Source organism: Roseibium sp. LAB1, assembly GCF_054658235.1.
In genome coordinates this window covers 825872-847123 of the sequence record NZ_BAAGIB010000001.1, presented here as the reverse complement: position 1 = coordinate 847123, position 21252 = coordinate 825872, and the positions used below count along the sequence as shown (strand labels likewise).

Genomic DNA, 21252 nt, shown 5'->3' with positions numbered 1-21252 from the left:
GCGCCTGCTCAGTCAAGCAGGCGCTCAGTAGCCCGGACCGTCAAAGCGTTATCCGGTAAAGGGCAAACCCGTCCGCACCGTCGCCGGCCGGTTCGATGCTGACACCTTCAACGGTGGCTGCGTGTTCCGTGCCGCCCGGGCCTGTTTCGAACAGGACGGTGGTGTCCGGCATCGGCTTGAAAGACCAGTTGGCATCGGCCGACGGGTTGATCGTTCCCTGTTCGACGATATAGCGCACCAGAACGTCGCGATTGGTGTCCGGTCCGACGAAAACGACCACGTCGTCACTGATGCCCGGGAAATTGCCGCCACCACTCGCGCGGTAATTGTTGGTCGCGACCACGAAGCTTGCCTCGGGATCGACCGGAGCGCCATTGAACTGCAGGTTGACGATGCGGTTGGCTTCCGGATTGATCACTTCGCCTTTCGCGTCGTACTTCGACGGCTGACTGAGGTCGATCTGGTAGGTGACACCATCGATCACGTCGAAATTGTAGCTTGGGAATTCCGCGTTGATCAGCGTCTGGTCGGCCTTTCCCGGCTCGATTTGCCGGAAAATACCGGCAGAGCGCTCCAGCCATTCCTTCACCGTGCCGCCCTTGATGGCGACCGCGCGAACGGTGTTCGGATAGAGATAGAGATCGGCGACGTTCTTGATGGCGACATCGCCGACCGGAACGTCGGTGTAATAGTCTGGGCCGCCCCGGCCACCGGCTTTGAAGGGCGCAGCGGCGGAGAGCACCGGCAGACCTTCCCATTCTGTGCCTTTCAGCATCTGTTCGATGTACCAGATCTGCGCCTTGGATACGATCTGGACGCTTGGATCGTCAGCTACCAGTGCGAAATAGGAATGCAGCGGGGCAGAGGTCTTGCCGACAGGGCGGCGGACATAGGCAAGGGTTGCCTCGTGATCTTCCTTGACCGCGTCGAGCATATCCTGCTGGCTCTCCACCAGCGGAGTGACGGTGCGGCCTTCCTTTTCGTAGATCGGGCGTGCTTCGGTCATGAAATTGGCGACACGCCAGCCGCTGCCGTCGCGCTCGATCATCAAGTCGATCACACCCAGATGCGATCCCCAGAAGCCACCCATTGCAGCCGGCTTGCCGAACAGCGTGCCTTTTTCGCTGTCGATACCCGGCAGGCCTTCGTATTGCGGGCCGGGGAAAACCAGATGCTGGTGACCGGTGAAGACGGCGTCGATGCCGTCGACGCCGGCAAGGTGCAGCGAGGCATTTTCCATGCCTTCGGAAAAATCGTTGGCATCGATGCCAGAATGGGAGAGGGCGATTACGAGATCACAGCCCTGTTCGCGCATTTCGGGGACGAACGCCTTGGCGGCCTCGACGATGTCGCGTGCATTGGCGTTGCCTTCGAGGTGACGGCGGTCCCAGTTCATGATCTGCGGCGGTACGAAGCCGATGAAGCCGATCTTGATCGGATATGCCTTGCCGGAGCCGTCGGTGACCTGCTTTTCGACGATCACGTAAGGCTTCAGAAACAGGGCGTCGTCGCGCGGATTGCCGGCCAGTGTGGATCCCTTGACAAGGTTGGCGCAGACAACAGGGAAATTGGCACCGGCAAGTACCTTCGTCAAAAAGTCCAGGCCGTAATTGAATTCATGATTGCCGAGCGTCGCCGCGTCGAAATCCAGGACATTCATGCCCTTGATGACGGGGTGGAGGTCGCCTTCGCGCATGCCGCGCTCGTAGGCGACATAGTCCCCCATCGGGTTGCCTTGCAGAAAGTCGCCATTGTCCACCAGAACGGAGTTTGTCGCCTCGTTCCGGATATTGCGGATAAGTGTGGCTGTTCGGGCGAGACCGGCGGTGTCGACAGGTTTGTCGCTGTAATAGTCGTAGGGGAAAACATGGACGTGGAGGTCCGTGGTCTCCATCAGGCGAAGATGAGCCGTGCCTTCCTTGGCCAGAACGGAATAGGGGTGCAGAGCCGCCGTGAAGCCGGTTGCCGCAGCGCCCATTAAAAGCGAGCGCCGTGAGATTGAAAAATCTTTGAGTATGGACATGGAAAGGCTCCTGTTCGGCCGCTCGGCGATTGTTGTTGTCTTGCCTGGCGGAACAGTGCAGCCCCGGACGGATAACCGCGGGCACCCGCCAGACAGCATGCTCCTGCCGCACGGTTTTGTTCCTGAAGGATTACAACCGTGAGACGGAAATTGCTGCCCGGATCGGGAGTTTTGTCAAGTCGGTTTATGCGTGCTCAAGCACAGATCATTCGCTGATCTGTCCTGCCATCACCGAGATGGTTTCCACGTAGACGCTGGCCTTGTTCCATTGTTTCAGGACTTTGTAGTTGGCCGTACCTGGACCCCAGCCCTGGCCGCGGCGCCAGCCCTTCTTGGCCAGGTAATTGGCAGTGGAGGCAAGCACGTCCGGGATGGACCGGATCAGGTCCTTGCGGCCGTCCCGATCATAGTCGACTGCATAGCGGACATAGCTGGTTGCGAGAAACTGGGTCTGGCCGAGTTCTCCGGCCCAGGCTCCCTTCATTTCCGCCGGCTGCATGTCACGTCTCTGCACGATGGTGAGTGCCGCGATCAGTTCGGCGGTGAAGAAATCGGACCTGCGGCAATCATAAGCCAGCGTGGCGAGGGACTGAAGAACCGGCATGTTGCCGGAGAAGCTGCCGTAATTGGTTTCAAGACCCCAGATGGACAGAATAATAGGGGCCGGTACGCCGTATTTCTTTTCGATGCCCCGGAAGATGCGGGCGTAGGTCTTGCCGAGCTGTTTGCCGCGCCGGATCATCGCGTTGTTGACCCGCTTTGCATAGAACTGGTTGAAGCTGAGCTTGAAGGATTTCTGGTTCCGGTCGAGCGAGATGACTTTCTTGTTGTAATTCACATTTTTGAGTGAAGCTTCAACGACCCTTTTCTTCAGGCCGTAGCTTTGTGAATTGGCGATGAAGGACTGTTTCCATGCCTCGAAACCGCCTGGCCCGTTGCCGCAGCTGGCACTCAAGGCAGAAGACGCTGACAGAAGAACAAAACCAATAGCGAATGCAGTAATGAGGCGCATCGAATCCCCGCTGTGCCAATATGATGTGATCCCCATTCTATCCGAAAAAGCACCAGCGTCATCCGGCAGATAAAGGAAAAGAGTTCCTGCGTCGGGCAAATTCGGACGCGGTCTTCACCGGCTGTTGCCGGATCAGGGGTCGTGCCGGATAAAGTGACTGTGGGAGGTGGCGCCGGGCAAAAGGGCGCCGGCACGGTCGAATTCGCTGTCGGCATTGAAGGTTATCCGCGGAAGCGTTTCGAAGCTGGCGATCGTTTTCCGATGGTGTTCGATCTCGTTGCGAAGTCGCGCTTCCAGGTCTTCCCTGGCTGCACCTTTGTGATAGCCGTGGATACCGTGAACGATCCTGGGAACCAGGACGCTGAAACCCAGGTAGCGCAATGTGTAGGCCAACGGCCACAGCAACATCTGGATGTCGCCTTCCTTGCCGTTGTGGGCGCTTTCGCTCGCCTTGGAACCGGTCGTGACGCAGAACAGGACCGGTTTGCCTGTGAAACGGCCGGTGTCGAAGCGGTTCGACGTGTCGTGCAAGCCGCCATTGGCCAGAACACGTTCGCACCAGCCTTTCAGCATGGCGGGCGGCGCGAACCACCAGACCGGAAAATGAAACACAATGCGGTCCGCCTTGTGCAGCTTCTCGACCTCGCTGGCGACATCCCCCGGAAGTTTGTCCGTTTCACATGCTGCGGCCTGGGTCTTCAGGACGTCGTAAGGATCGGTGACGGTTTCCTTTGCATAATGCTCCGGACGTTCCGCCGGATCGAAGCCGAGCCGGTAAAGGTCGGACCACAGGACTTCGCCGCCTTCGGCGCGGCAGGCCTCTTCGGTTGCCAGCGCCCAGGCAGCATTGAAGGATGTCCGGGCGGGGTGGGCGAGAACGATCAGTGTGGTGGTCACGCGGTCGGGCCTTCCGGAATGAGCAACAAATCACGCAAGGGTTCTAAACGGTCTTTTGCGATCTGGAAATGAGAACGGGCACGATGCTCGGGGAGCGAGACATCGTGCCCGTCATCAGCCGTGCCGGCGACGCTTCTAGAACACGTCGCCGGGTCCGGCCGGGGGACCGTGAAAGGCTTGGGATCAGAACGGCAGCAGAATATCCAGGACCTGGTTGCCGACCCGCGGCTGCTGCACATCGGTAATCTGGCCGCGGCCGCCATACCCGATCCGCGCTTCTGCGATCTGCTCGCTGGCGATGCGGTTGTCGGACGTGATGTCCTCAGGCCGTACGATACCGGCAACGATCAGTTCGCGGACTTCGAAGTTCACACGAACTTCCTGCCGGCCTTCGATCACCATGTTGCCGTTCGGCAGAACCTGGGTCACCACGGCAGCGACAGTGGTCTGCAAGACTTCGTTGCGGTCGACACTGCCGTCACCCGAGAAGCTGGAGTTGCTGTTGACGTTGGCAAGATCGCTTGCGGCAGCACTTGCCGGCAGGAAGATCGTATCGATTGCGGTACCCAGAGCGCCACCGACGTCGGCCCCGCTGGACTCGGACCGCGTCCGCTCGGTCTTGTTATCGATCTCGGCCTGGTCATCGATGGTGACGACGACCGTCAGGATGTCGCCAACCTGGCTGGCGCGCTGGTCCTTGAAGAAGGCGCGGCTGCCGGACTGCCAAAGCGAGTTGGGATTGTAGTGGGCCTGCTGCGGTTCGGGCATGGGCATCTGCACCGGCCGGTAACCCGGCGTGGTGGTCGGGTCCTGAATGGCGTTCAGGGCTGGCTGCTGTCCGACATTCGCGAGTTTGTCGGCGGTGCCGCACCCTGCGGCCATGGCGGAAAGGGCGATGCTTGCCAGCAGGTGTCTGGGGAAGGTGCTCAGCATTTAGTTTTTCTCGCTGTTCAAGCTTGCAACAATCGGATTGGCGGCGTGAACGCGTACTTGGCCGCGGGAGGTAATCGTCGCCGGCACAATGCGGCGCGACTGCAGGTTCATGACATCGATAACGTCGCCCTTGGCGCCGGTATCCATGGCCTGAGCCCGCGAGGTCAGTTTCATGCCGGGCATGACGTAGGTGACCGTAATCTTCTCGCCGCGCTCGATGAGGATCGGGCGCTGAAGGTCGTTGCGGGACAGGGGTGCGTTTGCACGCAAGGTTGTGCGGGCCTGTTTGCCGACGATGTCTTCCATCTCGGTGAGGGCACCCGCAGGCACTTTGGTACGGGCTTCGCGGATGATGTTCAGATCTTCTTCGCGCACGATGTCGCCGCGGCGAACAGGCTGCACCAGAGCAATGACATCAACCATTTCCGTGGCAGTGCCGGACAGGGTCAGCGGTTCGGTGCCGAACTCGACCGCCACGGCCGCATAGATGGTGAAGCGACCGCTGGACTGGCTCCATTCGACCCGGTCGATCCGGATAGGGTCGTGGACCTTGGGATCGGCAATGACCTGGTCAGGAGCCTGCGTCAGCCGGATATCCAGCCGCTCGGCATCGATGCCGGCATTGCGGTCTGCCAGAGCCTTGCGGGCAAGGCCGGCAAGCTGGTCACGGTTCAGCCTGGTGGCACCACGAAAGACGACGACAGTTCTGAGGCCATCGGTACCGGCAGCTTCCAGGCCGGCCGCCCGGGCGCGTTCGGCAACGACATCCGCGGGCACATTGCCGGAAGTTCCCATATCCGGAGACCGGAACAGCGGTTTGGAGGCCAGTAGTCCGGCATTGGAGTAGAAGTCGCCGACAGTCACGATGTCCGACAGGGTCATGACCTGCGACCGGAGGACCGGTTTGTCGTCCGCCTGCGCAGGCAGGGCCAGGAAGCCCGCCAGCAGCAGTCCGGTTACGGCTTTCAGCAGATGTCTCATCATCGTCTCAAGCCTCGGGTTTAGCGCAGGTTCGTGGTGGTGGAGTACATCTCGTCGGCGGCCTGGATGATCTGGGAGTTCATCTCGTAAGCGCGCTGTGCGGAAATCAGGTCGGCGATTTCCGTCACTGCATCCACGTTGGCCATTTCGAGGAAGTACTGCTGCACCGTGCCGTAGCTTTCGTCGCCCGGATTGCTCGTGTCCGGTGCGCCGCTGGCATCGGTTTCCAGGTAGAGGTTGTCGCCGATGGCTTCGAGGCCTGCCTTGTTGACAAAGCGGGCAAGCTGGATCTGGCCGAGCTGCACCGTGTTTCCGGCCTGGTCGACACCCTGGACGACACCGGTGTTGGAAATGGTGACGTCCTTGACGGTCTGCGGGATGGTGATGCCCGGATTGACGGAGTAGCCGTCAATGGTCACCAGCTGTCCGTCTGCGTCACGCTCGAACGAGCCGTCACGGGTATAGGCCGTCGTCCCGTCTGGCATGTCGATCTGGAAGAAGCCTTCACCGCGGATGGCCAGATCCAGTTCCTTGCCGGTCTGCTCGAGAGAGCCCTGGGACATGATGCGGCCGGTGGCCGCGATCTTGACGCCGGACCCGATCTGAATACCTGTCGGGACGATGGTGCCGGAGTCTGAGGTCTCGGTGCCCATGCGCCGCAGGTTCTGGTAGAGCAGGTCCTGAAAGTCGGCCCGCTGCTTCTTGAAGCCCGTCGTCCGCATGTTGGCGACGTTGTTCGAAATGACTTCGACGTTCAGTTCCTGGGCCTTCATGCCAGTTGCGGCGATATGAAGTGCTTTCATGATGGTGGTCCCTTAGAGGCTCTTAGGCCTGCAGCTTGCCGAGAGTCGAGATCGCCTGCTGGCGCAACTCATCCAGATCTTTCACGATCTTGGAAGTGGAGTCGTAAGCGCGCGTCACTTCGATGAGGCGCGTGACTTCCGTGATGCCGTAGACGTTTGATCCTTCCACGGCACCCTGCACCATGCGCACTTCCTGGGCTGGTATCGGGTTCTCGCCCTTGAACATCGTGTTGCCGATCTTCTCCAGCGTCCGCGGGTCTTCAAAATCGACCACCTTGATCCGGCCGCGAATGCCGAGCCGCGTCGAGATCGTGCCGTCCTTGGCAATTTCGACACGACCGTCATCGGCGTTGAAGGTGATCGGACCCTGGTCTGTCATGACCGGGCTGCCATCCGCGGAGATCAACTGGCCGGTCGAGTCGAGCCGGAACGCGCCGCTGCGCGTATAGGCTTCGGTGCCGTCGGGCATCTGCACAGCGAAAAAACCGTCGCTGTTGAGGGACAGGTCGAATTCATTACCCGTCATCTTGATCGGACCATGCGTGAAGTCGGTCCGAGTCGTGAACATGTCGACATAGGAAATGGCGCGGTCCTGCGGCTCGAAAGCCGTGCCGTCCGCCACAGGCATGATGTATTCCGAAAAATGCAGATTCTGCGATTTGAAACCGGATGTATTGATGTTCGCCATGTTGTTGGCGATCACATCCAGGTGGTTCCGCAGGATCGATTGCCTTGATAAGGCAACTAGTTGAGCGTTCTCCATAGTGAACGGTTCCCTTCGTGCTCCCCGAGTAAGCCGGCCGATCTCCCCAGATCCGCTGGCTCGTTAAGGTTAATGCACGAGGCGTGCCAGTTTTTAAATCCTTGGGAAATCTGGGTAAAAATCGAAAGGGGCGGGTGCACGCGGCAAGAGATTCCGGCAGAAGTTAACCAGTTGGCAATTTTTGCCCGGTGACTCGCGTTAATGGCTCGGTAACCATTCGTTAACCATTAACTCTTTAGTAATAAATAAGCGCGCGCGAGCGCTTGCTGATCGGAGTGCGGAATGACAGATGAAAATGCCGCAGCCGGAGAAGACGGCGAGGATGGAGCTGAAGGTGCTGCCGGTGGCCGCAAGAAGAAGCTTATCCTGTTCGGCGGCATTGGTCTGGTGGTTCTGCTCGCCGCGGGTGGGGCGGCCTATTACTTCCTGATGGGACCGAGCGCACCGGCGCCAGTTCCCGGAGAAACGGAAGCGCCCCAGGAAGTGCAAAAGCCGGTGGTCTTCTATGACCTGCCGGAGATGACGGTGAATTTGGCGACGGAGGGGCGCACGACCTATCTGAAGGTCCGGATTGCCCTGGAAGTCGAGAACCGCGCGATGATCGATCAGATCCAGCCGTATCTGCCGCGTATCCTGGATGCGTTTCAGATCTATCTGCGCGAGCTTCGCCCTGCGGACCTGGAAGGGTCTGCCGGTTTGTTCCGTCTGAAGGAAGAATTGCTCAGGCGGATCAATCTGTCGGTCTATCCGGCGAAAGTTGAAGGGGTGCTGTTCAAGGAAATCCTTGTTCAGTGACTTTGTGAATGGCTGATATCGACGATGACGACGACCTGTCCGAAGAGGACATGGCCGATGCCTGGGGGGCAGCCCTTGCAGAGCAGGGGGCCGGCAGCGACGACGACGACGATCTCGCCGCGGCGTGGGGTGCAGCTCTAGAGGAGCAGGGCGCCGGCAGTTCCGACGACATGGCAGCCCAGTGGGCGGCCATGATCGACGACAGCGAGCCGGATCTGGAAAACGCCACGCGCGGCGCCGACCGTGTCCTCAACCAGGAAGAAATCGACAACCTCCTCGGCTTCAACATCGAGGACACGATCGCTGGCGACCAGAGCGGTATCCGCGCACTGATCAACTCGGCAATGGTTTCCTACGAGCGTCTGCCGATGCTCGAAATCGTATTCGACCGTCTCGTACGCCTGACAACGACGTCCTTGCGCAACTTCACGTCGGACAACGTGGAAGTGTCGCTCGACTCCATCAGCTCGGTCCGTTTCGGCGACTATCTGAACTCCATTCCGCTACCGGCCATTCTCGGTGTCTTCAAGGCCGAGGAGTGGGATGGCTTCGGTCTGATCACCGTTGAATCCAGCCTGATCTATTCAATCATCGACGTGCTCCTGGGCGGCGGACGGGGGACGTCCGCAGTGCGTGTCGAAGGCCGGCCTTACACCACGATCGAAACCGGTCTGGTCCAGCAGATGGTGGCGTTGATCCTTCAGGATGCGGAGCATGCCTTCGCGCCGCTGTCACCGGTCCACTTCAATCTGGAGCGCCTCGAAACCAACCCGCGCTTCGCCGCGATCTCCCGGCCTGCCAACGCCGCCATCCTTGTCGAACTCAGAATCGACATGGAGGACCGGGGCGGGTCCGTTGAAATCATGATGCCCTATGCAACGCTGGAACCGATCCGGGATCTGCTGCTGCAGATGTTCATGGGGGAAAAATTCGGTCGCGACCCGATCTGGGAAGGCCACCTGGCAACCGAGATCCATGCCGCGGAAGTCGAGGTCGATGCTGTCCTCTACGAGACCTATCTGCCGCTCGGGCGGGTTCTCAGTCTCGATATCGGCCAGACGCTCGTCTTCGACAAGGAGCCGACCGATCCGGTGATGATCAAATGCGGCAATATTCCTCTCACCGAGGGTACACTCGGGAAAGTGGACGATTCCATTGCCATCCGTGTCGCAAAGAATTTGCGCAAGCCAAAAATGACACTGGCCGCCTTTGAGCGTGCCATGCAAAGCGAAATGGGGGACCAATGAGCGCATTGCCACTCGGAATGATCATTGAAGGACTGGTTGCGGTTCTTCTGGTGATCACCATCGGCTACTGCTTCACGCTTAACCGCCGTCTGCAGCGACTGCGTGCCGACGAAGAGGTCCTGCGGGCAACCATTTCGGAGCTGATGACGGCAACGGAAATTGCCGAGCGTGCCATTCTTGGCCTGAAGACAACCGCGGCGGAGGTCGACAAGACGCTTGGCAGCCGTCTTAAGCAAGCGGAAACCATGTCTCACACTCTTGCCGAACAAGTCGGTGAAGGTGAGTTAGTATTTACCAGGATATCGCAAATTGCGGAGGCCGCTCGTTCGGCTGCTCCGCAGCGGGATGCGGTGCCGAGGAGCGATCCCTATGCGGCTCAGCCGCTTCAGGAGCCGCAACACTACGCGCAACAGGCTGCAGGCTATGGTCAGGCCGCTCCGGCGGTCGAGCCGGAACGCCGCAGGAGCAGCCGGACTTCCGACATCCGCAGTGCTGCGGCGGAAGCGACGGCGCGGCTGGAACAATTCCGTAAACGGAACGGTGCTGCTGCATGAATGTAAGACTGCTGCCTTTGTTGGGTATTTCGGCAAGCGCTTTGCTGGCCCTGAAGCTGCTTGGCTTCGCGTTGGGGCCGCAGAGCGGCAGCCTGCCCATCAATGGTGCGGTCGCACAGGAAACGCCGGGGGACGGCGGCGGGGGCACGGCGTCGTCTTCCGCGGACATGGCCGCGGATGGACCGCCACCGCCGCCACCTCCAGGTGGCGGACTTCCCGACCAGCCGGTCTTGCCGGACAGTCTTGAAATCGGCGGTTCGGCCGCCGAGCGAGCGGTTCTGGAAAGTCTCGGCAAGCGGCGCGAGTCGCTGCAGGAGCACGAAGGCCAGCTAGATCTGCGTGAAAAGCTGTTGCAGGCCACCGAAGAGCGCATTCAAAAGCGGGTCAACGAGCTGAAGAAGCTCGAGGAACGCATCGAGGCGGCTGTCGGGCAGAAGCAGGAGCAGGAAGAAAACGAGATTGCCGGCCTCGTGACCATGTATGAAAGCATGAAGCCGAAGGATGCTGCACGGATCTTCAACCGGTTGAGCTTGCCGGTCCTGCTGAAGGTCGTACGCCAGATGAAGCCTCGCAAGATGGCGGATATCCTCGGGAAAATGGATCCTGAAGCGGCCGAACGCCTCACCGTCGCGATCGCCAGTGCCTCGCCTGTCCCCGCTGCGGACAAGAAACCGATGCAAGCGCAGGCGCAAGCGCCGGAGGCGTTGCCGAAAATTCCGTCAAACTGACCGAAAAGACCGGATTCCGGCTCATCGCGTAAGGGCACGTTAACAAGACCTGACTAACAATAGTGTGTTGGCGTCATCCGAGGACAGAACATCTTGCCAGGACCGTTCCTGACATCCCAGACCGGCGGAACTCCCGCGTTTTCGGACAGGGTGCGATCTTTCGCGCGCCTGCTGGCTGCGGTCTGGCTTGTTCTTGCGTGCCTCACGAGCACCGCCTCGGCCCAGACCGACAATCTTGAACCGGTTGATCTGAGCGTCTCTCAGGAAGAAGGCTATGGCCGTATCGTCCTGACTTTCAAGGACCGCACCCTGCTGCCGATCTATGACGCGGTCATTACCGGCGGTGTCTTGCGGATTTCCTTCGAGGACCCGATCGACATCAATGTCGACGACGTGCCGTTGGACCTTGGCAACTACGTTACCATCGCCCGCCGCGATCCGGATGGCAGCGCCATTCGGTTTGCGCTGAAGAACCAGTTCCAGATCAATACGCTGGAAGCTGGTGAAAAGCTGTTTGTCGACATCCTGCCTTTGGACTGGCAAGGCTTGCCGCCGGGCCTTCCCGACGATGTCGTGCGGGATCTTGCCAAGCGTGCCGAAGAAGCGATGCGCAAGGTTCGCGCCCTCGAACAGGCACGGCTGAAGGCTCAGGAAGGCCCCGAGGTGACGCTGCACGTCGGCGAGCACCCGACGTTCACCCGGCTGGTGTTCGACTGGTCGATCAAGTTCGACACGGCTTTCGTGCGCGAAAACGACATCATCAAGGTGACGTTCAACCATCCGGCCCAGCTCGACATTGCCCATCTGCGCGCGCATCTGCCGCAGGGCGTGATCGATGCGACTTCCTTCCTGGACCAGGGCAAGCTGAAATTCCTGATGCGGGTGGAGCCTTCGGTCGATATTCGGGCGTTTCGCGAAGAGCAGACCTACGTCATCGACGTGACGCCGGAAAACATGGAAGTGAATGATCCGGCAAATGCCCTGATCAACAAGGAGCTGTCCGTCGAGGACAATGAAGACCGCAAGGACATGATTTCGGCGCCGGGCCTGCGCGACACGCGTGAGGTCAAGAACCCGCGTGGAAATCCGACGGCCGGAACGACCACGTCCGGTGGCGGTGGGGTGCTGAAGGAATCGAAGGCCGATGAATCACCGGCCTATACCGTCGTTCCGCTGGGAAACACCAGGAGCGACGACGGCGCACAAGCCCCGCAGGTGCCGCAGCCGTCGCCAGGACAGGCGCCTGACCAGTCAGCGATGCTGTCCGCCGAGCCCGATCCGGAAGCGGGCCGTGCCGGCGGACCGGATGAAAATCAGCTCGCGATGGTACCGCGTATCAAGCCGGCAATGCCTGGTGAAGCGCCGCCCGGACCAACTGCCGGTTCTGAAATGGCCGCTGCTGGTGTCGATGAGACCCCGACCGCTTCGGCGGTCGAAACGCTTCCTGCACCGGAGCTTGCCGCGGCTGTTCTGCCGACATCGGCCGATGCTTCGGCAGATGTGCTTACCACTGCCGCCATTCCTGCGACCGGTCTGACGAGCAACGCCGGCGCTGCAGGGGAAACCGGCGATGACCAGATGACCGTGGCCCAGGCCGACCCGGGGGCCTTGCCTCTTAACGAAGTGCCGCCTGCGGATGAGGAAATCGTCCGCGAGGCTCCGATGCTGGACCTGTCGACCCAGAAGATCGACGATCAGCAGCAGAACGCAGCACCCGAGAACAACGGTATTCCCACCCTGCAGCCGGTTGAGACAATCAACCGGGGCAGTCAGCCGAATGCACCTTACGGCACGACGCCGGTTCAGATCATGGACACGCCGACACTCGGCGGCAGCGATGTTCCGGCCGGGATAGAACTGCCCAGCCGGCAGCAGCAGGCGCCGGAAACCTGGCGTGCCACCGGTGGGCAGGACGTGAACCAGGAACGGCCGTCACCGGAGCAGCCGCCTGAAAATTTCGCCGAGGAAGTTCGCAATTTCGTTTCTGCCGAAGCCCGGCGCATCGGCAACACGGTCCGGGTGGTGTTCCCGTTCTCCGAGCCGGTATCCAGCGCCGTGTTCCGGCGCAATGACAGCATCTGGCTGATCTTCGATACCGATGCCACGATCGATACCCGGGGCATGGTGTCGGCGCTTGCCGAAACGGCGGAGACCATCGAGGTCCAACAATTCGAGGATTACCAGATCCTCCGGATGGACATGACAGACCCGGTGCTGGCGACGGTTGGTGTCGACGGAAACGCCTGGTCGCTCGTGATCGGTGATCTGATCCTGGAGCCTTCCATTCCGCTGCAACTGGAACGGACCGTTCGGGGCGACGGCGGCTCCGTGCTGCGTGTGCTCTATCAGGATCCGCAGAATATCCGCCAGGTGACCGACCCGTTCGTGGGCGACACGATTTCCCTTGTCACCGGTTTCGGTCCACCGCGCGGTCTTTTGAAACCGCAGACGTTTGTCGATCTCGATGCGCTGAGTTCCGCGCAGGGGATTGCCGTCGTGCCGAAATCCGACGGCTTGAAGATGAAGATCCTGGGTGATGACGTGATCATCGAAAAGGAAGGTGGTCTTGCACTCTCCAACCAGCATCTGCGTGGCGGCACCGGTTCCGGCACCACGATCGTGGATCCGGAAGAAGGCAGCTTTATCGAATTCGTTTCCCTGAGTACGGAAGGGCCGGGGGCTTATCGCACCAGACTGCAGGAACTGCAGGACAAGTTGGCCAAATCTCCTGCAGGAAAACGTCGCAAGCCGTTGATGGCCCTGTCGCGCTTCTATCTTGCCCATGAGTTTGCCCAGGAAGCGCTGGGGTTGATGAAGCTCGCACTGGAAGAAGAGCCGGCTCTTGCCGAAGACAGTTCCTTCAACCTGATGATGGGCGCCGCACAGACCCTGGCCAACCGCCCCGATGAGGCGTTTGCTCATTTGAACCGGCCGGACCTGAAGAACAGTCCCGATGCTGCAGTCTGGCAGACGATTGTCGATGTGAAGCTCGGAAACTGGACGTCCGCCCGCATTGCCATGCCTAGAGGGCGTGCGGTGGTCGGCAACTACCCGGAAGCCATCCAGACCGAATTCAAGCTCGCAGCCGCCCAGGCGATGGTCGAGGTGAATGACTTTGGCGTTGCCAACAGCGTGCTGGCCGAGATCGAACCTGCCGAGGTGACGCGAACACAGGCCGCCAGATACGATATTCTGCGTGGCCGTGTCGCTGACGCCTCCGGTCGGTCGCAGGAAGCGCTGACCGTGTTCGACCTGGTGACCAGGTCCGACGACCGGCCGCGGGCGGCCGAAGCGGAGTACCGGGCCCTCAGGATCCGCTACCGGGACGGCGAACTTAGCATGGATGACGCCATCGACCAGTTGGCAGGACTTGCTACGTCCTGGCGCGGCGATGAAATCGAACTGAAGACCTTGCGGTTTCTGGCGCAGCTCTACGCGGAACGCGGTCAGTACCGCGAAGCGTTCGAAGCCATGAAGTCTGCCGTTCAGGCGGAGCCCGACGCGGACACGACACGGCTGCTTCAGGAAGAGATGAATGGTCTCTTCAACTCGCTGTTCCTCGACGGCAAGGCAGACGAGATGCAGCCGGTGAAAGCGCTGGCACTGTTCTACGATTTCCGCGAGCTCGTGCCGATCGGCCGTCAGGGTGACGAAATGGTCCGCCTTCTGGCGAAACGGCTGGTGGAAGTCGACCTGCTGGATCAGGCGACCGAACTGCTGCGCCATCAGGTGGACAACCGGCTGAAAGGCGCAGCCCGTGCGCAGATCGCAGCTGATCTGGCGGCAATCTATCTGATGGATCGCAAGGCCGAAGAAGCTCTGCGGGTGCTCAACCGGACACGGCAGGCCAGCCTGCCATCCACGCTGGAACGCCAACGCAATATTGTCGAAGCCCGCGCGCTGACAGAAAGCGGGCGGCCCGATCTTGCGCTGGAACTGGTTCGCAACATGCGCGGGTCCGACGTCGACCGCTTGCGGGCGGATACGTTCTGGGCGGCCGAAAGCTGGCGGGACGCAGGTGAGCAGCTTGAGGCCATGCATGGCTCGCGCTGGTCCGACAACATTCCGCTGGACGACCTCGAACGCCGAGACATCCTGCGCGCCGCCATCGCCTATTCACTGGCCGGCGATCAGCTCAGCCTTGAGCGGCTGCAGACGAAATACATGACCAAGATGGCCGACAGCCCCGAGGCAATGTCCTTCGAAGTCGTCACCCGGCCGATCGAGTCTCAGGGCGTCGAGTTTCTCGAAGTCGCCAACCGGCTCGCCGATATCGACTCTCTCGAAACCTTCCTCAAGGAATACCGGCGCCAGTACATGTCTCCCGACCGCAGCCCGGATCAGTCCGCGGCCGGTCCTGTCATGGATGAGGCGGCGGGCTGAAGCTGACGTTGTGTGAAAATTGTCCGGTCGCGGGGATTGCTCTTGCACGCCGGCGTCAACTTTTGTTCAGTTGCAGTCGTTGACCATCCCAAGCGTGTTGCGATCCTTCACGCGTTCTCACCAAGACCCTGATTGTTCAGCCTCCAGGCCCGGTCCTTCCGTGTTTGGCGGTGGACGAGACGGTCCAGTGAAGCAGGCATTCGGGAACAGAGGAACGCCTTCATGTCCTTGAAAATCGTCAGACGTCTCATCCCTGAATGGGGCACGACCTATGGTCCGGCGGGGGAAGGGCCCTTTCCCGCCGTCATGGTGTTTCACGGTTCGGAAGGTGCGTGGTCCGGCTGGAGCCACCGAAATGCGGTTCTCCTGGCAGCGCACGGGTATCTGGCCTTTCCATTCGGCTATTCGAAAGGCGGCAATGCCTGGAATGCGGGAAACATCGAAAACGTTTCTCTGGATAGAAGCCTGGATGCACTTCGGGCTCTGCGCGCGTTTGAAGCCGTTGGTGAAAAGGTGGCCTTTTACGGCGTGTCGCGGGGAGCCGAACATGCCCTTTTGCTGACAGCCCTGATGGCAGAGGAAGGTCTTGCGGGTTTGCCTGATGCCGTGGCTGCGCACAGTCCGCCAGACGTCGTATGCGGGGCGTTCGACAGCAAGGCCCATCGCGACGCCGGAGACCCCGGCTGGCAGCCATGGGATCCGGGTGAGCGGGCGTGGTCCTGGCGTGGGTCTTCAGAAAACCTTCTGCCGACGAAACAGATCGAGATCGAGCGGTATGACGGACCGATTTTCCTGAGCCACGGGTCGGCCGACCGGGTCTGGTCTGTGGCCATGACAAAACGACTGGAGGCGCGGCTGCTTGCCCGTGGCCGGACCCCGGAAGTTCATATCTATGAAGGGCAGGACCATATCCCGACCAGTGCTGCTGAAAACGTACATCACGAGTATTTGCTGTCGTTTCTGGACAGGCACCTGCGCGCATCGTGAAGCAGCCGAGGCGGGTTGGTTCGCTTTGGCGCTGCGTACGCACCTGTGTTGAGCACATGGTGAACCATCACCAGGTCCGAAAACGCGGTGAGTGTATCAGGTGGCTGCTTTGAGAAGTGACTGCGGCTGCGGCTCGTCCGGGTTCATGCGCGGCTTCTTGAGTTCGGACTTGTAGCGCATGACAAGTTCGGGAATGGAACGGTTGCTCCGGTCCAGCCATTCGCAGCGGGCCTTCAGAAAATCACGATAGGTCTTTTCGTGAATACCTGTCTGAAGCATCAGGCGCATGATCGCACCGTCCGCATCCGACTTCAGCGTATCTGAGACGACTTCATCGGCAAGGTTGATCTTGCGGCTGATCAGCCAGATCGCCGCGTCGAGGCGGCCCTCCACGAACAATGTCCGCAGGATTGCATCGAAAGACAGCTCGCCATTGGCAATCTGGATGCTGGCCTCATGGCGCGAATAGGTGACGCCGTCGAGGTCGATGCTGCCGTCGTGACGTTCCTCGATGGTTTTCGCCAGACGCTGAAGCTCACCCGCTTCCAGCGCCTTCTTGAGGGGAGGCGGGATCAGTGGGCAGTTGGTCTCCAGAATATCCATCTGGGTTTGCAGAAACTCTTCGTCCTCCAGGGCGCGTCTGGCAATGCCGGCGAGCACATCAGCTTCGCTGTTCGCGAAAATCAGAAGAGCGAGCGTGCCCCGGACGGAAAAAGGCGCACTCATGTTGTGCAGAAGTTCGTGAACCACGTCACGACTTGCCCGGGCGATCATCGTGTCGGTCATCTCTTCGGAGAGATCTGGCCTTTGCGCCGCGGACTTGCGCTTGTCGTTGCCACCACTCTTCGCAATCTGCATGAGGGCGCCCTGGCTGATCATCGGCGAGCATTCGATGACCGGTTCCGACAGTTCATATTCTTCCTGTGCAAGGCGGTCGGCAAGGTCCGGGATGATGCGGTCGGTTTTGGCGAGGCGCACCACAAGTTCGTAACGGGCGGCGCGGTCCAGCTGATCGAATACCGAAAGAACAATTCTCGAAAACAGCTCCCGTTCCACCTCCGTCGGCTCGTGGTCTTCCGACCGCGCATATTCACCGACGAGCGTGCGGATGAGCTTGGATCTCGCCTCCGGCTCTTTTATCCGGGCGAGCTGTTCTAATTGTTCTCTTAACACTGTCCTGCCGCAATTAAAAAAGGGGCACAGTTCAGGCCCGCTAGGCTGTAACTATTACAGTCCTATCTTAATTTTCTTCTACTTTTAACGACTTGACCGGCGCTTCAGCCGCCGCCGAAGCTCTTTACCAGAGACCCGGCCACAAGATTCCAGCCGTCGACGAGTACGAAGAAGATCAGCTTGAACGGAAGAGAGATTACCACCGGCGGCAACATCATCATACCCATGGACATCAAAACAGATGCAATCACGAGGTCGATGATCAGAAACGGCAGGTAGAGCAGGAAGCCGATTTCAAAGGCGCGCCGCAATTCCGAGATCATGAAGGCCGGGATCAGCGTGGCCATGGAAAGATCTTCCGGGCCTTCCGGTGCTTCCTCTGCCCCGGAAAGCTCTTCAAACAGCGCGAGATCCTTTTCGCGGACCTGGGACAGCATGAAGGTGCGGAACGGGTCAGATGCACGCTCGAAGGCCTGTTCGAATTCGATGTCGCCGTCGATGAGCGGCTGGACACCGGCATCATAGGAGGCCTGCAGCGTCGGCATCATGATGAAGGCCGACAGAAACAGCGCAAGGCTGACCATGACCATATTGGGCGGAGCGGTCTGGAGACCGATTGCGGACCGCAGCAGCGACAGCACCACCACGATGCGGGTGAAGCTTGTCACCATGACGAGGATAGAGGGCGCCAGAGACAGGATGGTCAGAAGGATGACCATCTGGACGGCGCGTTCGGTCAACGTGGTGTCCTCGCCGAACCCGACCGAGATTTCCTGTGCCGCAGCTGGCCCGGCCAGAACCGCAAGCAATGCGGTCAGTATGAGCATCAGACGGATGATGCCGCCGGGACGCTGGAGCGATTGGAAGCGCATCATCCGTTTGACTGTCCACCCAGTTCGTCCAGGATCTTCGCCATTTCTTCCTCAATGGGATTTCTGTCGCCAAGACCGGCGGATGGCCTTGCCTCTGCCTTGACCGGCGGAGCCGGGCTGGTGACCGGGCTTGCCGAAACGGGTGCTGTTGCGGGTGCGAAGGTAGGTGTCGGGCTGGTTACTGTTGCGGTGGCTGTTGCGGCCTCCTGCTTCGGCTCTTCAGGCAATTCGACAGACGCTTCTTCGGCCTGCGGCGCCGGTGCAACAGGTACATCTGGTTTTACCTCAGCCGAAACTGCGGGTTCCGGCACATCTTCCAGAAGATCGCCGATATCCAGGGAGACCTCTCTGGAGGGGGCAGCTTCATCGGCAGGTTGAGACGGCGTAGAGGCACCGTCATCTTCGGCTGACGCCTTTGTCTGGTCAGCGTCATCCGGCGTGGTTGCCGTACCTGCCTCGGCAGCTTCGGTCTCCAGCACATCACTTGCATCGCCCGGGGTGGCCGCATTCGAAGCGGTTTCGTCCTCTGCTTCCTGCGATTGCTGCGTGGATGTTGCGGCTTCTTCCGGTTTCGGTCCGGTGTCTTCCGCTGGAATAACTTCAGGTTCGGTAAGTTGCGGCGCTGCGACTGCGGTTGCTATCACCGTTGTCGTTGCTGTGAGCACGGGTTCGACCTTGTGCTCCGGCAGGACCTGCTCAACAGGCTTCAGAAGTGCGGTCTTGGCGCGCGCAGCGGGCCCGGACGCCGGCGGCGTGATCGTGCCGCCGTAAGAAGGCCGATCACGGGCAGTGAAAGGTCGAGCCAGGGTCTTCAGTGTTGAAGCGGCCTTGCTTTCCTGAGGGACGGCAGCTGCTGAAACCACGGGGCGAACTTCCGGGGCCCTTGTTGGCGCTGTCGCGGCGTCGCTGGCCTGAACTTCAGCGTCACCCGAGCCGGCAACTGCAGTTTTGCTTTCAACGGCATTTTTGGCGGCTTGAGCGTCTTGCGCCGGTGTCACGGGGGCAGATGATCTCGAGACCGTTCTGTTGAAACCGTTCTGGGTGGCTGCGCGCAGCAGGTCGCTTGCGCGGTTCACTCCGCTGCCGGCTTCCGGCTTGTCCTCGCCGACCCTCGGGGAGGCAACCTGTTGAACGGGGGACGGCGTCGCTGCCGCCGGAGCCGGGCTGTGAACCGGAGCCGGAGCTGCCTCCGGTGCGCGGGCCGTCATCGGCCGGGAGGCCACCGGGTCCGGGTAACTGCGCTGAGGTGCTGCTGCGGTCTGGCTGGGGGCAGACGGCGCCGGGGCGGACGGCATCGGGGCAGACGGCGGGACAGGTGCCTGGTAAGCGGGGGCTGCGGGCGCGGGATGCTGCACCGGTGGCCGTGCCTGTGCGGCGGGTGTGGGAGGCGTTGCTTCCTGGTCTTCGAGCAGGTCGTCGGGCCGTGCCGGAATTTCCGGTCCGGGAGCAAGCGCGGCCTTGACCGGCATCGGCATGTTGGACGGGGAGGGCGCGTGCTGTCCGGTCCTTGGCTGGGTCAGAGGCGTGTTGCGGACAATATTCTGTTCCACCACCACATCGCTTGGCCCCCCGACCAGAATAAGATGTTCGATGTTGTCACGGCGAATGAGCAGCAGGCGGCGCCGGGCATCGACCGTGGCACTGTCCATGATGGCAATCCGTGGCTGCCGGTTGCGGCTTTGCGGGGCATTGGCCCCCATCAGGCGTTTCAAAACGAAAATGAACAGGCTGAACAGCAGCAGCACAACGGCCAATGCCAGGATCACTGCGATTGCCTGCGTGACGCCCCCGCTCACGTTGAATGTGGTCTCAATCCAATTATACATCTTACCCTCGTGCCGCCCCGCTTGCGGTTTGATCGCGTTTGCCGGTTACTCCGGTTTTTTGCCTCAATTGGGGAGGATTGCCTTTATCCCCAGTAATTCCGGCAGTTGCGCCGGTGCAGGCTCCTGTCTCGCAAACCTTTCGGCTTTTTTGTCTTTCCCGGTGCCGGCGAGGCTGTTTTGCCTTGTCGGCTCCGGTTCGGCCGCTTGCTGATCCGCTTCGAATCTCTCTAGGACTTAAAGTTAACAGAGGCAGGCAAATTTTGCCTGTTGGCGGGGCTGCTCTTTTCGCGAAATGCAAAGGAAAGTTGCCTCCTCCACTGGTTTTTGAAGAGTTTGGGCCGGAAGTGGTAAATGGCTGTTAACTTTTCATTAACTATTTGAACGGCAATCATTGCCGGGTTGGTTAACGAATGGTGAATCGGAATGGCCATAACGGATCTGCCGCTGTTCCAGGCATTGAAGTCGAAGATGCAGTGGCACCAGACGAGACAGAGCGTGCTGGCGCAGAACATCGCCAATGCCGATACGCCCGGTTACATGGCGCGGGACGTCAAGGAGTATTCCTTCAAGGACCATATCGGCCGGCAGTCCCTGAACCTGGCGACCACGACAACCGTATCCGGCCACATTACCGGGAAGCTGGCTGCCACGGGGTCGGCCAAGATCGAGGAAGACGACACGTTCGAAGTCACACCGAGCGGCAACAGCGTCAATCTGGAAGAGCAGATGATGCACATCACCGAAAACCAGATGGACTACCAGGCCGCGACAACGCTTTACACCAAGGGGCTCGGTCTGATCCGGACGGCGCTTTCCAAGAGCGTATGACGCAAGGCAGCACAAGCTAGAGGACCGATAACATGGACCTGATCAAATCCCTGTTCATCTCGGCAAGCGGGTTGAGAGCGCAGAACGGGCGCATGCGCATCATCGCGGAGAACATCGCCAATGCGAATTCCACCGCAAAGACGCCCGAAGAACTGCCGTACCGCCGCAAGATTCCGACCTTCAAGAGCCACTTCGACAGGGAGATGGGCGCGGATATGGTCGAGTTGGGAAAGATCGCTGAGGACAACACCGATTTCCGCTCGGTGCTGATGCCCGGACACCCGGCTGCCGATGCCAATGGCTACGTGCTTCAGCCCAACGTCAACACCTTGATCGAAACGACGGACATGCGCGAGGCGCAGCGGTCCTACGAAGCCAATCTGAACGTCATCGATTCCACGCGGAAGATGCTGCAGCGGACCATCGATATCCTGCGCGCCTGAGCGG

General features: G+C 60.3%; 18 protein-coding genes. 8 read left to right on the top strand and 10 right to left on the bottom strand.

Annotated features, from left to right (window positions below; translation table 11 throughout):
• Positions 1 to 40: 40 nt before the first annotated feature.
• The 7 genes from ACYQ54_RS04035 to flgF form a co-directional block, all read right to left on the bottom strand.
• The gene (locus ACYQ54_RS04035) at positions 41 to 2023 is read right to left on the bottom strand and encodes a bifunctional 2',3'-cyclic-nucleotide 2'-phosphodiesterase/3'-nucleotidase (protein WP_460079580.1); all 1983 of its coding nucleotides are present in this window, start codon (positions 2021 to 2023) and stop codon (positions 41 to 43) included.
• 205 nt (positions 2024 to 2228) lie between these two features.
• The gene (locus ACYQ54_RS04030; RefSeq protein WP_460079578.1) at positions 2229 to 3035 is read right to left on the bottom strand and encodes a lytic murein transglycosylase; all 807 of its coding nucleotides are present in this window, start codon (positions 3033 to 3035) and stop codon (positions 2229 to 2231) included.
• Between the two features lie 132 nt (positions 3036 to 3167).
• Positions 3168 to 3932, bottom strand: coding sequence for an NAD(P)H-dependent oxidoreductase (locus ACYQ54_RS04025; protein WP_460079577.1), 765 nt, complete (start codon positions 3930 to 3932; stop codon positions 3168 to 3170).
• A 183-nt stretch (positions 3933 to 4115) separates the two neighbouring features.
• Positions 4116 to 4865 (bottom strand): flagellar basal body L-ring protein FlgH, encoded by a 750-nt coding sequence (flgH, locus tag ACYQ54_RS04020; protein ID WP_460079575.1) that lies wholly within the window; start codon positions 4863 to 4865, stop codon positions 4116 to 4118.
• Positions 4866 to 5846, bottom strand: coding sequence for a flagellar basal body P-ring formation chaperone FlgA (gene flgA, locus ACYQ54_RS04015; protein ID WP_460079574.1), 981 nt, complete (start codon positions 5844 to 5846; stop codon positions 4866 to 4868).
• A gap of 20 nt (positions 5847 to 5866) precedes the next feature.
• Complete coding sequence (gene flgG, locus ACYQ54_RS04010; RefSeq protein WP_460079572.1) at positions 5867 to 6649, bottom strand: flagellar basal-body rod protein FlgG; 783 nt, start codon at positions 6647 to 6649, stop codon at positions 5867 to 5869.
• Between the two features lie 22 nt (positions 6650 to 6671).
• Complete coding sequence (gene flgF, locus ACYQ54_RS04005; protein WP_460079570.1) at positions 6672 to 7412, bottom strand: flagellar basal-body rod protein FlgF; 741 nt, start codon at positions 7410 to 7412, stop codon at positions 6672 to 6674.
• A 282-nt stretch (positions 7413 to 7694) separates the two neighbouring features.
• Between flgF and ACYQ54_RS04000 the strand changes: the two genes are divergently transcribed.
• The 6 genes from ACYQ54_RS04000 to ACYQ54_RS03975 all read left to right on the top strand — a co-directional run bounded on the left by ACYQ54_RS04000 (position 7695) and on the right by ACYQ54_RS03975 (position 16106).
• Positions 7695 to 8207, top strand: a complete 513-nt coding sequence (locus ACYQ54_RS04000; protein WP_460079569.1) for a flagellar basal body-associated FliL family protein — start codon at positions 7695 to 7697, stop codon at positions 8205 to 8207.
• A 50-nt stretch (positions 8208 to 8257) separates the two neighbouring features.
• On the top strand, positions 8258 to 9454 hold the full coding sequence (fliM, locus tag ACYQ54_RS03995; RefSeq protein WP_460081673.1) for a flagellar motor switch protein FliM: 1197 nt from the start codon (positions 8258 to 8260) through the stop codon (positions 9452 to 9454).
• Positions 9451 to 10008 (top strand): DUF6468 domain-containing protein, encoded by a 558-nt coding sequence (locus ACYQ54_RS03990; protein ID WP_460079567.1) that lies wholly within the window; start codon positions 9451 to 9453, stop codon positions 10006 to 10008. Before fliM ends, ACYQ54_RS03990 begins: the two co-directional genes overlap by 4 nt.
• Positions 10005 to 10736, top strand: a complete 732-nt coding sequence (locus ACYQ54_RS03985; RefSeq protein ID WP_460079565.1) for a MotE family protein — start codon at positions 10005 to 10007, stop codon at positions 10734 to 10736. Before ACYQ54_RS03990 ends, ACYQ54_RS03985 begins: the two co-directional genes overlap by 4 nt.
• Before the next feature lie 93 nt (positions 10737 to 10829).
• A complete protein-coding gene (locus tag ACYQ54_RS03980; protein WP_460079564.1) occupies positions 10830 to 15119 on the top strand; it encodes a hypothetical protein in 4290 nt (1429 codons plus the stop codon).
• Between the two features lie 222 nt (positions 15120 to 15341).
• Entirely contained in the window at positions 15342 to 16106 is a 765-nt protein-coding gene (locus ACYQ54_RS03975; RefSeq protein ID WP_460079562.1) for an alpha/beta hydrolase family protein, read from the top strand.
• A 96-nt stretch (positions 16107 to 16202) separates the two neighbouring features.
• Here the strand turns inward: ACYQ54_RS03975 and ACYQ54_RS03970 are convergent, their stop codons facing one another.
• From ACYQ54_RS03970 to ACYQ54_RS03960, 3 genes are all read right to left on the bottom strand, one after another.
• Positions 16203 to 17279: a DUF2336 domain-containing protein gene (locus ACYQ54_RS03970; protein ID WP_460079559.1), complete on the bottom strand. Its 1077-nt coding sequence runs from the start codon at positions 17277 to 17279 to the stop codon at positions 16203 to 16205.
• A gap of 104 nt (positions 17280 to 17383) precedes the next feature.
• Entirely contained in the window at positions 17384 to 18151 is a 768-nt protein-coding gene (gene fliP / locus ACYQ54_RS03965; protein WP_460081671.1) for a flagellar type III secretion system pore protein FliP, read from the bottom strand.
• A complete protein-coding gene (locus ACYQ54_RS03960; RefSeq protein ID WP_460079556.1) occupies positions 18151 to 19977 on the bottom strand; it encodes a prolipoprotein diacylglyceryl transferase in 1827 nt (608 codons plus the stop codon). Before ACYQ54_RS03960 ends, fliP begins: the two co-directional genes overlap by 1 nt.
• A 423-nt stretch (positions 19978 to 20400) precedes the next feature.
• Here ACYQ54_RS03960 and flgB point away from each other — a divergent pair, with 423 nt between their 5' ends.
• Positions 20401 to 20805 carry a flagellar basal body rod protein FlgB gene (gene flgB, locus ACYQ54_RS03955; RefSeq protein ID WP_460079554.1) on the top strand — a complete coding sequence of 135 codons (405 nt, stop codon included), beginning with the start codon at positions 20401 to 20403 and terminating at the stop codon, positions 20803 to 20805.
• A gap of 32 nt (positions 20806 to 20837) precedes the next feature.
• Positions 20838 to 21248 (top strand): flagellar basal body rod protein FlgC, encoded by a 411-nt coding sequence (gene flgC / locus ACYQ54_RS03950; RefSeq protein WP_006932653.1) that lies wholly within the window; start codon positions 20838 to 20840, stop codon positions 21246 to 21248.
• Positions 21249 to 21252: the final 4 nt, after the last annotated feature.